Genomic DNA, 14,865 nt, shown 5'->3' with positions numbered 1-14,865 from the left:
GCCCAACCCCCCGCTGCCCCTGGCCCCGGCGGCGAGCTGGGACGGCGCCTTCCAGCGCATCGACAAGGCGCTGCACGCCTACCGCAAGGTCGCCCCGCGCCGGCTGCGCCGGGCCGCCATGAACACCGCCGCCCGCTGGATCATCGAGCGCCAGGAGAACGACGGCTGCTGGGGCGGCATCCAGCCGCCGGCCGTGTACTCGGTCATCGCGCTGTACCTGCTCGGCTACGACCTCGAACACCCCGTGATGCGCGCCGGCCTGCAGTCGCTGGACCGTTTCGCCGTGTGGCGCGAGGACGGCGCCCGGATGATCGAGGCCTGCCAGTCCCCGGTGTGGGACACCTGCCTGGCCACCATCGCGCTCGCCGACGCGGGGGTGCCCGCCGACCACCCGCAGCTGGTGAAGGCCGCCGACTGGATGCTCGGCGAGCAGATCGTCCGCCCCGGCGACTGGTCGGTGAAGCGTCCCGGCCTCCCGCCCGGCGGCTGGGCCTTCGAGTTCCACAACGACAACTACCCCGACATCGACGACACCGCGGAGGTGGTCCTCGCGCTGCGCCGCGTCAGCCACCACGATCCGGAACGGGTGGAGAAGGCCATCGGCCGCGGGGTGCGCTGGAACCTCGGCATGCAGTCGAAGAACGGCGCCTGGGGCGCGTTCGACGTCGACAACACCAGCCCCTTCCCCAACCGGCTGCCGTTCTGCGACTTCGGCGAGGTCATCGACCCGCCGTCGGCGGACGTCACCGCGCACGTCGTCGAGAGCCTCGCCGTCGAGGGGCTCGCCCACGACCCGCGCACCCGGCGCGGCATCCAGTGGCTGCTCGCCGAACAGGAGCAGGACGGCTCGTGGTTCGGCCGCTGGGGCGTCAACTACGTCTACGGCACCGGCTCCGTCGTCCCCGCCCTCACGGCCGCCGGCATCCCCGCCTCGCACCCGGCGATCCGCCGCGCGGTGACCTGGCTGGAGTCCGTCCAGAACGACGACGGCGGCTGGGGCGAGGACCTGCGCTCCTACCGGTACGTCAAGGAGTGGAGCGGCCGGGGCGCCTCGACCGCCTCGCAGACGGCGTGGGCGCTGATGGCCCTGCTCGCGGCGGGGGAGCGGGAATCCGGGGCGGTGGAACGCGGCGTCGCCTGGCTCGCCGCCACCCAGCGCGAGGACGGCTCCTGGGACGAGCCGTACTTCACCGGCACCGGCTTCCCCTGGGACTTCTCCATCAACTACCACCTCTACCGCCAGGTCTTCCCGCTCACCGCGCTCGGCCGGTACGTCCACGGCGAGCCCTTCGCCGACAAGCCACGCCCGGCCGCCGTGGCCGAGCGGTCCGCGGACGCGACGTCCACGGCCGAGGTGAAGGGCGGCTGATGAACCCGCAGCCCGGCCCGTCGTCCCCGCTGCTGATCGCCTGCGCGCTCGGCATCGAGCACCTCGCCCTGCGCACCGGCGACCGCGGTGGCGCGGGCGGGCCGGTCACCGTCCTGCGCACCGGCATGGGCCCCCGGGCCGCCGAGCGTTCGGTGGCCCGGGTCCTGGCCGACCCGGCGCTCGACTCCGCCGCCGTCCTCGCCACGGGCTTCTGCGCGGGACTCGCCCCCGGCATGCACCCCGGCGACCTGGTCGTCGCCGAGGAGACCCGGGACCCGCGCTCCACCGTCGCCTGCGTCGGCACCGACCGGCTCGTCAAGGAACTCGCGCGAGCCGTGCCGGGGCGCACCGTCCACACCGGGCCGCTGACCGGCTCGGACCACGTCGTCCGCGGCCCCGAACGCGCCGACCTGCTCGCGACCGGCGCCATCGCCGTCGACATGGAGTCCGCGGCCACGCTCCTGAGCGCCGTAGGGGCGGGCGAGCGCCCCGTTGCGGCCGTTCGTGTGGTCGTGGACGCTCCGGAACACGAACTCGTCCGGATCGGCACCGTGCGCGGAGGAATATCGGCTTTCCGCGTTCTTCGATCCGTTCTTCCCGCATTTTTCGAATGGCACCGTTCTTTGCTGCTCCCCCGGAGGTGAGCCCAGATGGCCATGCCGCTGCGCCAGTCCGTCAAGGTCGCTACATACCTGGCCGAACAGAAGATCCGCCGGCGGGACAAGTTCCCGCTCATCGTGGAACTGGAGCCGCTCTTCGCCTGCAACCTGAAGTGCGAGGGGTGCGGGAAGATCCAGCACCCGGCCGGGGTGCTCAAGCAGCGCATGCCGGTCGCACAGGCCGTCGGGGCGGTGCTCGAATCCGGAGCCCCGATGGTCTCCATCGCCGGCGGCGAACCCCTGATGCACCCGCAGATCGACGAGATCGTGCGTCAGTTGGTGGCCAAGCGGAAGTACGTCTTCCTCTGCACCAACGCGCTGCTCATGCGCAAGAAGATGGACAAGTTCAAGCCCTCTCCCTACTTCGCCTTCGCGGTCCACATCGACGGCCTGCGCGAGCGGCACGACGAGTCCGTGGCGAAGGAGGGCGTGTTCGACGAGGCGGTGGAGGCCATCAAGGAGGCCAAGCGGCGCGGCTTCCGGGTCACCACCAACTCGACCTTCTTCAACACCGACACCCCGCAGACCATCGTCGAGGTGCTCAACTTCCTCAACGACGACCTCAAGGTCGACGAGATGATGATCTCGCCCGCCTACGCCTACGAGAAGGCACCCGACCAGGAGCACTTCCTGGGCGTGGAGCAGACCCGCGAGCTGTTCAAGAAGGCCTTCTCGGGCGGCAACCGGGCCCGCTGGCGGCTCAACCACTCACCGCTGTTCCTCGACTTCCTGGAGGGCAAGGTCGACTTCCCCTGCACCGCCTGGGCGATCCCGAACTACTCCCTCTTCGGCTGGCAGCGCCCCTGCTACCTGATGAGCGACGGATACGTGCCCACGTACCGGGAGCTGATCGAGGAGACCGACTGGGACAAGTACGGCCGCGGCAAGGACCCCCGCTGCGCCAACTGCATGGCGCACTGCGGCTACGAGCCGACCGCCGTCCTGGCCACCATGGGGTCCCTCAAGGAGTCCCTGCGCGCCATGCGCGAGACCGTCTCCTCGAACCGGGAGTGACGTCGTGACCGCCATCTCCCTCGGGGTCCCCGAGGTACCGGTCCGGCCGATCGCCGAGCGGCGCGTGTCGCGGCGGATCCAGGTCGGGCCGGTGGCCGTCGGGGGCGGCGCCCCGGTGTCGGTGCAGTCGATGACGACGACGCGTACGTCGGACATCGGCGCGACGCTCCAGCAGATCGCCGAGCTGACCGCGTCCGGCTGCCAGATCGTGCGGGTGGCCTGTCCGACCCAGGACGACGCGGACGCGCTGCCGGTGATCGCGCGGAAGTCGCAGATCCCGGTGATCGCCGACATCCACTTCCAGCCCAAGTACGTGTTCGCCGCGATCGAGGCGGGCTGTGCGGCGGTCCGCGTCAACCCGGGCAACATCAAGCAGTTCGACGACAAGGTCAAGGAGATCGCCAAGGCGGCGAAGGACCACGGCACCCCGATCCGCATCGGCGTGAACGCGGGCTCCCTGGACCGCCGCCTGCTCCAGAAGTACGGCAAGGCCACCCCCGAGGCGCTCGCCGAGTCGGCCCTCTGGGAGGCCTCGCTCTTCGAGGAGCACGACTTCCGCGACATCAAGATCTCGGTGAAGCACAACGACCCGGTCGTGATGGTCGAGGCCTACCGCCGGCTCGCCGCCCAGTGCGACTACCCGCTGCACCTCGGCGTGACCGAGGCCGGCCCCGCCTTCCAGGGCACCATCAAGTCGGCGGTCGCCTTCGGCGCGCTGCTCTCGCAGGGCATCGGCGACACCATCCGCGTCTCCCTCTCCGCCCCGCCGGTCGAGGAGATCAAGGTCGGCATCCAGATCCTCCAGTCGCTGGGGCTGCGGGAACGCCGGCTGGAGATCGTCTCCTGCCCGTCCTGCGGCCGCGCCCAGGTCGACGTCTACAAGCTGGCCGAAGAGGTCACCGCGGGTCTCGACGGCATGGAGGTGCCGTTGCGCGTCGCCGTCATGGGCTGCGTCGTCAACGGCCCCGGCGAGGCCCGCGAGGCCGACCTCGGCGTCGCCTCCGGCAACGGCAAGGGCCAGATCTTCGTCAAGGGCGAGGTCATCAAGACCGTCCCCGAGTCGAAGATCGTGGAGACCCTCATCGAGGAGGCCATGAAGATCGCCGAGCAGATGGAGAAAGACGGCGCGTCGGGGGAGCCGGCCGTCACCGTGAGCTGAATCAGCACGGACCGAAGGGGGCCCGAGCGTGACGATTCTGGAGAACATCCGGGGACCACGCGACCTGAAGGCGCTGTCCGAGGCGGAACTCGGTCAACTGTCCGACGAGATACGTGACTTCCTGGTGCACGCGGTCGCCCGCACCGGCGGTCACCTCGGACCCAACCTGGGCGTGGTGGAACTCACCGTCGCCCTGCACCGGGTCTTCGAGTCGCCGGCCGACCGCATCCTGTGGGACACCGGCCACCAGAGCTATGTGCACAAACTCCTGACCGGGCGTCAGGACTTCTCGAAACTGCGCGGCAAGGGCGGCCTGTCCGGCTACCCGTCCCGCGAGGAGTCCGAGCACGACGTCATCGAGAACAGCCACGCCTCCACCGTGCTCGGCTGGGCCGACGGTCTCGCCAAGGCCCGCGACGTGCGCGGAGAGCGCGGACACGTCGTCGCCGTGATCGGCGACGGCGCGCTCACCGGCGGCATGGCCTGGGAGGCCCTGAACAACATCGCGGCCGCCAGAAACCGGCCGCTCATCGTCGTGGTCAACGACAACGAACGCTCGTACGCCCCGACCATCGGCGGGCTCGCCAACCATCTCGCGACGCTGCGCACCACCGACGGCTACGAGCGGATGCTGGCCTGGGGCAAGGACGTCCTCCACCGCACCCCGGTGGTCGGCCACACCGTCTACGAGGCCCTGCACGGTGCCAAGAAGGGGTTCAAGGACGCCTTCGCCCCGCAGGGACTCTTCGAGGACCTGGGGCTGAAGTACCTCGGCCCGATCGACGGACACGACCTCGGGGCCGTCGAGTCGGCGCTGCGGCGCGCGAAACGCTTCCACGGACCGGTGCTGGTGCACTGCCTCACGGAGAAGGGCCGGGGCTACGAACCCGCCCTGCTCGACGAGGAGGACCACTTCCACACCGTCGGCGCGATGGACCCGCTCACCTGCGCACCCCTCGGCCCCGCGGGCGGGCCGTCCTGGACCTCCGTGTTCGGCGAGGAGATGCTGCGGATCGGAGCGGAGCGCGACGACGTCGTGGCGGTCACCGCGGCCATGCTGCACCCGGTCGGCCTGGCACCCTTCGCCGAACGGTTCCCCGACCGGGTCTGGGACGTCGGCATCGCCGAACAGCACGCCGCCGTGTCCGCCGCCGGCCTCGCCACGGGCGGACTCCACCCCGTCGTCGCCGTCTACGCCACGTTCCTCAACCGCGCCTTCGACCAACTGCTGATGGACGTGGCGCTGCACCGCTGCGGGGTCACCTTCGTCCTGGACCGGGCCGGCGTCACCGGCACCGACGGGCCCTCGCACAACGGCATGTGGGACATGTCCGTCCTGCAGGTCGTCCCCGGGCTGCGCATCGCCGCCCCGCGCGACGCCGGCCAGTTGCGTGCCCAGCTGCGCGAGGCGGTCGCCGTCGACGACGCGCCGACCCTGGTGCGCTTCCCCAAGGAGTCCGTCGGCCCCGACGTACCCGCCGTGGGCCGGGTCGGCGGCATGGACGTCCTGCACGCCGCGGACCGGCCCGAGGTGCTGCTGGTGGCCGTCGGTGTCATGGCGCCCGTCTGCCTCGGGGCCGCGGAACTGCTCGAGGCGCGCGGCATCGGATGCACCGTCGTCGACCCGCGCTGGGTCAAACCCGTCGACCCGGAGCTGGCCCCGCTGGCCGTCCGGCACCGCATGGTCGCCGTCGTCGAGGACAACAGCAGGGCGGCCGGGGTCGGTTCGGCGGTGGCGCTGGCCCTCGGCGACGCCGAGGCCGACGTGCCCGTGCGCCGCTTCGGCATCCCCGACCAGTTCCTCGCCCACGCCAAGCGCGCCGAGGTACTCGCGGACATCGGCCTCACCCCGGTCGACATCGCCGGCCGGATCAGCGCGAGCCTGGCCGTCGGGCGGCGAGCGGCGGAGACCCCCGGGGACGGACGGAACGTCATGCCTGCGCAAGGAGAGAACTGAATGACCAAGGAGTTCGACCTCGCCGCGCTCTTGGCCGAGCGCGGGGCCGAGCGGTACGAGCTGCACGCCAGGCACCTCAACCACCAACTGCCGCGCATGCTGCACACCATCGGCTTCGACAAGGTCTACGAGCGGGCCGAGGGCGCGCACTTCTGGGACGCCGACGGCAACGACTACCTGGACATGCTCGCCGGGTTCGCGGTGATGGGCCTGGGCCGCCACCACCCGGTCGTCCGCAAGGCGCTGCACGACGTCCTGGACGCCTCGCTCGCCGACCTGACCCGCTTCGACTGTCCGCCGCTGCCCGGACTCCTGGCCGAGAGACTGCTCTCGTACAGCCCCCATCTGGACCGGGTCTTCTTCGGCAACAGCGGGACCGAGGCGGTGGAGACCGCGCTGAAGTTCGCCCGGTACGCGACCGGCAGGCCGAGGATCCTGTACTGCACCCACGCCTTCCACGGACTGACCACCGGCTCGCTCTCCGTCAACGGAGAGGACGGCTTCCGCAAGGGCTTCGCGCCGCTGCTGCCCGACACCGCGGTCCCGCTCGGCGACCTGGACGCCCTGGCGCGCGAGCTGCGGCAAGGCGACGTGGCCGCTCTCATCGTGGAGCCGATCCAGGGCAAGGGCGTGCACGAGGCCCCGCCCGGCTACCTGCGGGCCGCGCAGGACCTGCTGCACCGGCACAAGGCCTTGCTCATCGCCGACGAGGTGCAGACGGGCCTGGGCAGGACCGGGAAGTTCTACGCCTTCCAGCACGAGGACGGCGTCGAGCCCGACCTGGTCTGCGTGGCCAAGGCGCTGTCCGGCGGCTACGTACCGGTGGGCGCCACCCTGGGCAAGGACCGGATCTTCCAGAAGGTGTACTCCTCGATGGACCGCGTGCAGGTCCACTCGGCGAGCTTCGGCTCCAACGCGCAGGCCATGGCGGCCGGACTCGCCGTACTCTCGGTGATGGAGAACGAGGAGATCGTGGCGAACGCCGCCGCGGTGGGGGAGCGGCTGAAGTCCCGGCTGGCGGCGCTGGTGGACCGCTACGAGCTGCTCGCCGACGTCCGGGGCCGCGGGCTGATGATCGGCATCGAGTTCGGCCGGCCGCGGTCCCTGAAGCTGCGCAGTCGCTGGACCATGCTCCAGGCCGCCCGCAAGGGCCTCTTCGCGCAGATGGTGGTGGTGCCGCTGCTGCAGCGGCACCGGATCCTCACCCAGGTCTCCGGCGACCACCTGGAGGTGATCAAACTGATCCCGCCCCTGATCATCGACACCGCGGACGTGGACCGGTTCGTCGACGCCTTCACCGAGGTGATGGACGACGCGCACAACGGCGGCGGCCTGATGTGGGACTTCGGCAAGACGCTGGTCAAGCAGGCGGTGGCGCACCGCTGAGTCGGTCGGTGGCCGCCCGGCGACGGACTCGCCCTCGGAGATTTTGCCTCAGAGGCAAGAAATTTGCCCCGTGGGCAAGGCTGGGGCTGAATGGACCCATGAGCATGAGCTCCTCCGAGACCGGACCGGCCGACGGGGCGGTCGCCGCCGTCGCGCCCCAGCTGCGTGAGCTGCGGCGGCGGGCCGCCCTGACCCTGGAGGCGGCGGCCCGCGCGGCCGGGCTGTCGCCCGCCCACCTCTCCCGCCTGGAGACCGGGCAGCGCCAGCCCTCGCTGCCGATGCTGCTCGCCCTCGCCCGCGTCTACGGTACGACCGTCGCCGAGCTGTTGGGAGAGGCGCCCGCGGACCCGGACGCGGTGGTCCGCGCCGCCGAGATGGAGCCCACCGCCGCGGGCGGCTGGACGTACCGGCGGGCGGGAGCACCGGGCCGGGGCATGCAGGCCCTGCGCGTCGAGGTGCCGTACGGCTCCCAGGGCGACATCGTGCGGGTGCACCCCGGCGAGGAGTGGCTGCACGTGCTCAGGGGCCGCCTGCGGCTGCGCCTCGGGGACACCGAGCACCGGCTCGGCGTGGGGGACGGCGCCCACTTCGACTCGCTGACCCCGCACCGCATCGCCGCACAGGACCCCGAAGGGGTCGAGCTGCTCTTCGTCCACACCCTGCTGCAGAGCCCGACGGCCACACTGTGCCTCGGCCCGACGAACCCCGGGGAGACGTCGTGAGGTCCATGGAGGAGAAGTTCCCGCGTGCCCTGTGGGTGCGGCTGCTCATCTACATCGCCCTGGGACACGTCTTCGGCGGCTTCCTCTACCTGCTCTTCGAGGTGGGCGCCGGCCGCTAGCGGTCGTGCGGGTCGGTGCCGTACCGGATCAGTCCAGCATCCGCTCGCGCAGCCGCTCCCGGGTCGCCGGGGTGAGGTGCAGGCCCTGCTCCAGGTAGGCGTCGACGCCGCCCCAGGTCTCCTCGACGGTGTCGAAGGCGGCCGCCAGGTACTCGGCGCGGGCGTCGAAGAGGGGGCTGAGCAGCTCCATGACCTCGGGGGAGTAGGCCGAGGCGGCGGAGCCGGCGCGGCGCACCTTGTAGCGGCGGTGCGTGGCGTTCGACTTGAGGTAGTCGTCGAGGACGGCGTCGCGCTCGACGCCGAGCGCGAGCAGCGTGACCGCGATCGACAGGCCCGCGCGGTCCTTGCCGGCCGCGCAGTGCATCAGGGCGGGGACGCTGTCCTCGGCGAGCGCGTGCAGCACCCGGGAGTGCTCCGCCGTGCGCTCCGTGATGATCGTGCGGTAGGACGCGATCATCCGCTGGGCGCCCTTGCCGTCGGCCAGGATCTCGTGCAGCTGGTCGAGGTCGCCGTCGCGGACCATCTTCCAGAACTCGGCGCCGTCCGCCGGGTCGCTCAGCGGCAGGTTCACATTGCGCACGCCGGGCAGCTCGACGTCGGGGCCTTCCAGCTTCTGGTCGGCCGCGTTGCGGAAGTCGAAGATGGTGTGCAGGCCGAGGGTGGCCAGGAAGGCGGCGTCCTCCCCGGTGGCGTGCGCCAGGTGGCCGCTGCGGAACAGCACGCCCTGCCGCACCCGTCGCCCGTCCGCGGCCGGCAGTCCGCCGACATCCCGGAAATTGCGCACACCGGTCAGCTCGGGTTCGGTCGACGGGACCTGCTGCGTCACGGGGACTCCTCCCACTCCGCCCCGCCGACGCTGCTCGGCGGCGGGCTCGCCTCGACGATACGGCATCCCCTGTCTGCGCCAATGGGTTGTCCACAGGGCGTTAAGGGCGACCTCGGACCTTCTGTCCGAATTGACGCCTTAAATTCCAACTGGCGCTGAAATGCGAAAGGGTGGAGAAGTGGCGCGTGAGCAGCGTCATATCCGTAACCGTGTGTCGTCCGGCATGTCCACGTAATCAAGCCGGTTTTCAAGGACGTTCGCTCGAAATGCCATTCCCCGAATCGACGGAGTGTGACCGGATATTCCCGTAAAGGATCAATCGGAACACCTTCCGGTGGAACTCTTCGCTTGTCCGGGTGCGTCTTGGTCCCTTACGTTCACCACCGATCCGGACGGACGCCTAATCCTGCCGCCGACCGGAGCCCACTCTCATCCACCACCCGTACCCGGCAGGAGCGGGGGACCCACAGGTACGAATGCCTGTTCCGGTTCCCGGAACGGCTTGGGGTGAAGCCGCGTTTCGGCGCGGCCGGGCAGCTCCAGCCCGAACCCGACAGCTCACCTCGCAGGCGCCGGAGAGGAATTCGCCATGCCCGCGAAGGGTAAGCACCGCCGTACCAGGGCCATGCGCCTGACCCGCACCATCGCCGTCGCCGGAACCGGTGGCGCCGCGCTCGCGCTCCCGCTGATCGGGGCCGCCGGCGCCAACGCCGCCCCCGCGCACTCCGTTTCCGAGCAGTCCGTGCAGTCCCTCGCGACGACGGCGAAGAAGGCCGCCGCGAGTGGCGCCGAGAAGAACGCGGACGCCCGGACCTACACCGTCAAGAGCGGCGACTACCTCTCCCGGATCGCCGACGAGCAGAACGTCGACGGCGGCTGGAAGAAGCTGTACGAGGACAACCGCCAGGCCATCGGATCGGACCCGTCGCTGATCCACCCCGGCCTGAAGCTCTCGGTCGGCGCCAAGGCCGCCCAGTCGGAGAAGCCGGCCGCCGAGAAGCCCGCCGCCGAGAAGCCGGCCGAGGCGGAGAAGCCCGCCGCCAAGCCGGCCGAGAAGTCCACGGACGCCGAGAAGGCCTCCGCCTCGGACGCCGGCACCAGCAGCGGCTACACCTCCCCCGTCGCGGGCGGCACCGTCGGTACCCCGTACCACCAGTCCGGCAGCATGTGGTCCAGCGGCTACCACACCGGCACCGACTTCGTCGTCCCGACCGGCACCCCGCTCAAGGCCGTCGGCGCGGGCACCGTCGTCTCCGCCGGCCCCGGCGGTGCGTACGGCAACCAGGTCGTCATCCAGCTCGCCGACGGCCACTACGCCCAGTACGCCCACCTCTCCTCCCTCTCCGTCTCCGCCGGCCAGTCGGTGACGGCGGGCCAGCAGGTCGGCCTCTCGGGTGCCACCGGCAACGTGACCGGTCCGCACCTGCACTTCGAGATCCGCACCACGCCGGACTACGGGTCGGACATCGACCCGGTCGCGTTCCTGCGTTCGCACGGCGTCTCTCTCTGACGCACGGCGAGGGCGCAGCCCCCACACCACCGAAGGCCGGACCCCGATCCCCGGGTCCGGCCTTCGGTGTATTCCGCAATTGACCAAGCCTTTAGGCGTGGCCTTTCTCACCGACCGTCAACCCCTTCCTACGGTCGCGTAGGTCACATTCCAAGGTGAATCATGGCCCGATGTGGCAGACGATTCGAAGAATGACAGCAGAGCGGTGATCGGGTCGTACGTGGCGCTGGGGGACAGCTTCACCGAGGGCGTCGGCGACCGCGGCCCCGACGGGGCGTTCGTCGGCTGGGCCGACCGATTCGCCGTACTGCTCGCGGACCGGCGCCCCGAGGGCGACTTCACCTACGCGAACCTCGCCGTGCGCGGCAGGCTGCTCGACCAGATCGCGGCCGAACAGGTCCCCCGGGTCGCCGAACTCGCGCCGGACCTCGTCTCGTTCGCGGCCGGCGGCAACGACATCCTTAGGCCCGGCACCGATCCCGACGAGGTGGCCGAGCGGTTCGAGCGGGCGGTGGCCGCGCTGGCCGAAGCGGCCGGCACCGTCCTCGTCACGACCGGGTTCGACACCCGCGGCGTTCCCGTGCTCAGGCATCTGCGCGGCAAGATCGCCACGTACAACGGACACGTCCGCGCCATCGCCGACCGGTACGGCTGCCCGGTGCTCGACCTCTGGTCGCTCCGCAGCGTCCAGGACCGGAGGGCGTGGGACGCCGACCGCCTGCACCTGTCACCGGAGGGACACACGCGGGTGGCGCTGCGCGCCGGACAGGCCCTCGGTCTGCCCGTGCCCGCCGACCCGGACCAGCCCTGGCCGCCGCTGCCCTACCGCGGCGCCCTGGACGTCCGCCGGGACGACGTGCACTGGGCGCGCGAGTACCTGGTGCCGTGGATCGGACGCCGGCTGCGCGGCCAGTCCTCGGGCGACCACGTGACCGCCAAGGGGGCGCTGTCGCCGGACGACATCAAGACGCGGATCGCCTCGGTGGCGTGACGGCGCCGTGCGGGCGGGCCGGTTGGAGCGGCCGGGTTCCGACGGGGTACGGCGAGGCCGGCGGCGGGGGGCGCCCGACGCCTCCCGCGGCAGGCCCAGTTCCCGGGCGAGCGCCTCGTCCGTCCACTCCCGTGCCCGGGCCCGCGAGACCGTGCCCCCGTACGACGTCAGTTGCACGGCGAGCCCGTCGAGAAGCGCGGTCAGCCGCAGGGCCGCGCCCTCGGGGTCCGGGCAGGGGAACTCCCCGGCGGCCACCCCCTCGGCGATGACCTCGGCGATCGCGGCCTTCCACCGGCGGTCCAGGTCCCGGGTGACGTCCCGCAGCGCGGGTTCGCGCAGCGCCGCCGCCCAGCCCTCGATCCACAGCCGCCAGCCCTTGGCCTGCCCCGTCGGGGCGTACCACCGCACGGCGGCCCGCAGACGGCGCAGCGCCGACGTACGGCGGCCGAGCAGTCCGTGCAGATGAGCCAGATCGTCCTCGGCGGCACGGGCGAAGGCGGCGGCGACCAGCTTCTCCTTCGTGGAGAAGTGGTAGAGCACCAACGCGTTGCTCACCCCGAGCGCGGACGCCACGTCGGCGATCCGCAGCGCCGCGACACCCCGCGCCGATATCTGCTCGACGGCCGCGCGCAGCAGCTCCTCGCGCCGCTCGGCCACACTCAACCGGACTCGCACCACGCCCCGTCCCCCCAAGCTCCGGACACGATCAGTCGGTGTCACACGAGACGACCATAATGAGAGCCTGACCTACTCCACCTGGAGGTTACCGTGGCCGGATTCCGTTCCCCGAGCTCCGGGCTCCGTACGCCCCGGCCCGCGGCCTTCGGCGCGGACCCGACCGGTGAGCGCATGGCACGCATCCGCAGATCGCCGCACTTCCGTGACGGCGTCTTCCAGAACCCCGGCGGCACCGCCCGGACCAGGCCCTCCGGGTCGGCGCGTGAGTTCGCCAAGATCTACTTCGACCGGGAGTCCAGGATCCACCGCGCCCCCACGGGCCCCATCCCGGTGCACGCCACGACCCTCGCCGACCTCGCCCGGCCGCCCGCCACCGGACTCCGGCTGACCTGGATGGGGCACTCCAGCGTGCTCGCCGAGATCGACGGCCGACGGGTGCTCTTCGACCCTGTGTGGGGCGAGCGCTGCTCCCCCTTCCCCTTCGCCGGGCCCAAGCGGCTGCACCCCGCCCCCGTCCCCCTGGCCGCCCTCGGCCCGGTCGACGTCGTCGTGATCTCCCACGACCACTACGACCACCTGGACATGCCCACGATCAAGGCGCTGGCCGGCACGGACACCCTGTTCGCGGCGCCGCTCGGGGTCGGCGCCCACCTCGAACACTGGGGCGTGCCCGCCGGCCGGCTGCGGGAGCTGGACTGGCACGAGTCGACGCGCGTCGCCGGCCTCACCCTGACCGCGACGCCGGCCCGCCACTTCTGCGGGCGGGGCCTGCGCAACACCCAGCACACCCTCTGGGCGTCGTGGGTCGTCGCAGGGGAGGAGCACCGCGTCTACCACAGCGGGGACACGGGTTACTTCGACGGCTTCCGGGACATCGGCGCCGAGCACGGCCCGTTCGACGCCACGATGATCCAGCTCGGCGCGTACTCCCGGTTCTGGCCGGACATCCACATGACGCCCGCCGAGGGGCTGCGGGCCCACCTCGACCTCCAGGGAGGCGCTCCGGCCGGGGTGCTGCTGCCGATCCACTGGGGCACCTTCAACCTGGCGCCGCATGCGTGGGCGGAGCCGGGGGAGTGGACGAAGGACGCGGCCGAGGAGGTCGGGCAGGCGGTGGCGTTCCCGCGGCCGGGGGCGCCGTTCGAGCCGGCGGGGGAGGTGCCGGTGGAGGCGTGGTGGCGGGCGGTGTCGGAGCGGGTCGCGCACGCGTGGCGGCGTCCGCGGAGTGCCGAGGGTGTGCCCGGGACGAGCAGGGGTGATCTCGACCTCGCGGGCGAGCGGTGACCTCGGTCGGGGACGGGTTTGGGGGGCTGGTGCGGATGCTGGAGCGTCTCCCTGCTGACGAGCAGGATCGTTTGCTGCGCGCTGTGGACGGAGCAGCGTCCCGAGCGGAGTGTGAAGTCACTGCTGAGCGCTTCCGGTCCTTGCCGTCCCCGGGAGCCTCGTCTCGGATTGGAGGGGGACCATGTCGGCCTCTCGCCGGTCGGCCGTGCCCGCCCCGGCTCCCGGCATCATCTGATCGTCGACCGTCACGGCATTCCGCTCGCAGTCACACTCACCGGCGGTAACCGGCACGACGTCACCCAACTCCTGCCACTGTCCGGTGCGGTTCCGCCGATACGGGGCCGCGCGGGGGCGCCCCAGCCGCAGGCCCCAGCGGTTGTCCGCCGACCGCGGTTACGACTTCGACGAGTACCGTCGTCTGCTGTGGAAGCGAGGCATCAAGCCCATGATTGCCCGTCGCGGCACTGACCACGGCTCCGGGCTGGGCACAGTGCACTGGGCGGGTCGAACGGACCTTCGCCTGGCTGCACCAGTTCAAACGACTCCGCACCCGCTACGACGACGTGGCGAGCTCCACCATGGCCTGCTTGAACTGGCCTGCAGCGTCATCTGTCCGCGACGACTTCAGCGAACTCGCGCGGTGGATCAGTAGCGGAGGCGGGCCTCCAGCCCGTCGATGCGCAGCGAGCAGTTCTTGAAGACTTGCAGCAGAACCTGCTCGTCACCCGACACCAAGGTCAAGTCCAGATCCCGCAAAGGCTTCACGACTGCAAGAGTTCGAGTCCCGTCTGGGTCAGGGCCGCTGAGAGACGCCCAAGCCTCAAAGAGGCCCCTGACGCTCTCCCACCCTGGCCCAGGGCTGAAGCGGGCGAGGAACGACGGCTGGTCGATCCCGTACTCATGGAGTTCACCGACCAGGACTTCGCCCCGTAAGAGTCTCCACTGCCTCACTGGAGGTTGCCCCCGGTTTCGGTCGGCGCCATTGAGATCGAATCCTCGCAAGGTTCATCCGGCTAGCCAAGCACTTCATTCTGAAACGATCAGTAATGCTGTGACCTCGCCGGGTTGAGCAGGGTCAGGCTGCGGCCAGTAGCGGCAAGTCGCCCCAGCGGAGACCTCGTTCACTGCGGACGGGTGCGCGTTCGCAGCGTTGGGCGGCCAGGACGTCGGGGTGGGCGGGCTCAGACCGCG

General features: G+C 71.2%; 12 protein-coding genes, 2 pseudogenes and 1 riboswitch. Of the genes and pseudogenes, 12 read left to right on the top strand and 2 right to left on the bottom strand.

Annotated features, from left to right (window positions below):
- The 8 genes from shc to DMH12_RS30800 all read left to right on the top strand — a co-directional run.
- On the top strand, positions 1 to 1,369 hold a 1,369-nt coding region (gene shc, locus DMH12_RS30835; protein ID WP_125494707.1), incomplete at its 5' end, for a squalene--hopene cyclase.
- Positions 1,369 to 2,013, top strand: a complete 645-nt coding sequence (locus DMH12_RS30830) for a 1-hydroxy-2-methyl-2-butenyl 4-diphosphate reductase (protein WP_125494706.1) — start codon at positions 1,369 to 1,371, stop codon at positions 2,011 to 2,013. The genes shc and DMH12_RS30830, both read left to right, overlap by 1 nt.
- A gap of 6 nt (positions 2,014 to 2,019) precedes the next feature.
- A complete protein-coding gene (hpnH, locus tag DMH12_RS30825; protein ID WP_073728153.1) occupies positions 2,020 to 3,042 on the top strand; it encodes an adenosyl-hopene transferase HpnH in 1,023 nt (340 codons plus the stop codon).
- A gap of 4 nt (positions 3,043 to 3,046) precedes the next feature.
- Positions 3,047 to 4,201, top strand: coding sequence for a flavodoxin-dependent (E)-4-hydroxy-3-methylbut-2-enyl-diphosphate synthase (gene ispG, locus DMH12_RS30820; protein WP_125494705.1), 1,155 nt, complete (start codon positions 3,047 to 3,049; stop codon positions 4,199 to 4,201).
- 28 nt (positions 4,202 to 4,229) lie between these two features.
- Positions 4,230 to 6,158 (top strand): 1-deoxy-D-xylulose-5-phosphate synthase, encoded by a 1,929-nt coding sequence (gene dxs / locus DMH12_RS30815; RefSeq protein ID WP_125494704.1) that lies wholly within the window; start codon positions 4,230 to 4,232, stop codon positions 6,156 to 6,158.
- Complete coding sequence (locus DMH12_RS30810; RefSeq protein ID WP_125494703.1) at positions 6,159 to 7,544, top strand: aspartate aminotransferase family protein; 1,386 nt, start codon at positions 6,159 to 6,161, stop codon at positions 7,542 to 7,544.
- 104 nt (positions 7,545 to 7,648) lie between these two features.
- Positions 7,649 to 8,266, top strand: coding sequence for a helix-turn-helix domain-containing protein (locus DMH12_RS30805; RefSeq protein ID WP_125494702.1), 618 nt, complete (start codon positions 7,649 to 7,651; stop codon positions 8,264 to 8,266).
- 5 nt (positions 8,267 to 8,271) lie between these two features.
- On the top strand, positions 8,272 to 8,385 hold the full coding sequence (locus DMH12_RS30800) for a DUF6126 family protein (protein WP_185832649.1): 114 nt from the start codon (positions 8,272 to 8,274) through the stop codon (positions 8,383 to 8,385).
- Positions 8,386 to 8,413: 28 nt separating this feature from the next.
- Here DMH12_RS30800 and DMH12_RS30795 read toward each other — a convergent pair whose 3' ends face one another.
- Positions 8,414 to 9,211 carry a tyrosine-protein phosphatase gene (locus DMH12_RS30795; protein ID WP_125494700.1) on the bottom strand — a complete coding sequence of 266 codons (798 nt, stop codon included), beginning with the start codon at positions 9,209 to 9,211 and terminating at the stop codon, positions 8,414 to 8,416.
- A gap of 427 nt (positions 9,212 to 9,638) precedes the next feature.
- Positions 9,639 to 9,796: riboswitch (cyclic di-AMP (ydaO/yuaA leader) on the top strand.
- A gap of 4 nt (positions 9,797 to 9,800) precedes the next feature.
- Between DMH12_RS30795 and DMH12_RS30790 the strand changes: the two genes are divergently transcribed.
- Both DMH12_RS30790 and DMH12_RS30785 read left to right on the top strand, forming a co-directional pair.
- Entirely contained in the window at positions 9,801 to 10,721 is a 921-nt protein-coding gene (locus tag DMH12_RS30790; protein ID WP_125494699.1) for a M23 family metallopeptidase, read from the top strand.
- Positions 10,722 to 10,926: 205 nt separating this feature from the next.
- Positions 10,927 to 11,712 carry an SGNH/GDSL hydrolase family protein gene (locus DMH12_RS30785; RefSeq protein ID WP_125494709.1) on the top strand — a complete coding sequence of 262 codons (786 nt, stop codon included), beginning with the start codon at positions 10,927 to 10,929 and terminating at the stop codon, positions 11,710 to 11,712.
- Positions 11,713 to 11,772: 60 nt separating this feature from the next.
- Here the strand turns inward: DMH12_RS30785 and DMH12_RS30780 are convergent.
- A pseudogene (locus DMH12_RS30780) lies at positions 11,773 to 12,390 on the bottom strand (TetR/AcrR family transcriptional regulator); the annotation flags it as partial.
- A gap of 90 nt (positions 12,391 to 12,480) precedes the next feature.
- Here DMH12_RS30780 and DMH12_RS30775 point away from each other — a divergent pair.
- Together DMH12_RS30775 and DMH12_RS30770 are read left to right on the top strand one after the other, a co-directional pair.
- Complete coding sequence (locus tag DMH12_RS30775; protein ID WP_185832648.1) at positions 12,481 to 13,674, top strand: MBL fold metallo-hydrolase; 1,194 nt, start codon at positions 12,481 to 12,483, stop codon at positions 13,672 to 13,674.
- 174 nt (positions 13,675 to 13,848) lie between these two features.
- A pseudogene (locus DMH12_RS30770) lies at positions 13,849 to 14,326 on the top strand (IS5 family transposase); the annotation flags it as partial.
- Between the last annotated feature and the right edge of the window lie 539 nt (positions 14,327 to 14,865).

The sequence above is a fragment of the Streptomyces sp. WAC 04229 genome (assembly GCF_003947455.1).
Classification (GTDB): Bacteria; Actinomycetota; Actinomycetes; order Streptomycetales; family Streptomycetaceae; genus Streptomyces.
The sequence above is the reverse complement of the archived record's forward strand: the minus strand, read 5'-3'. Positions and strand labels throughout refer to the sequence as shown.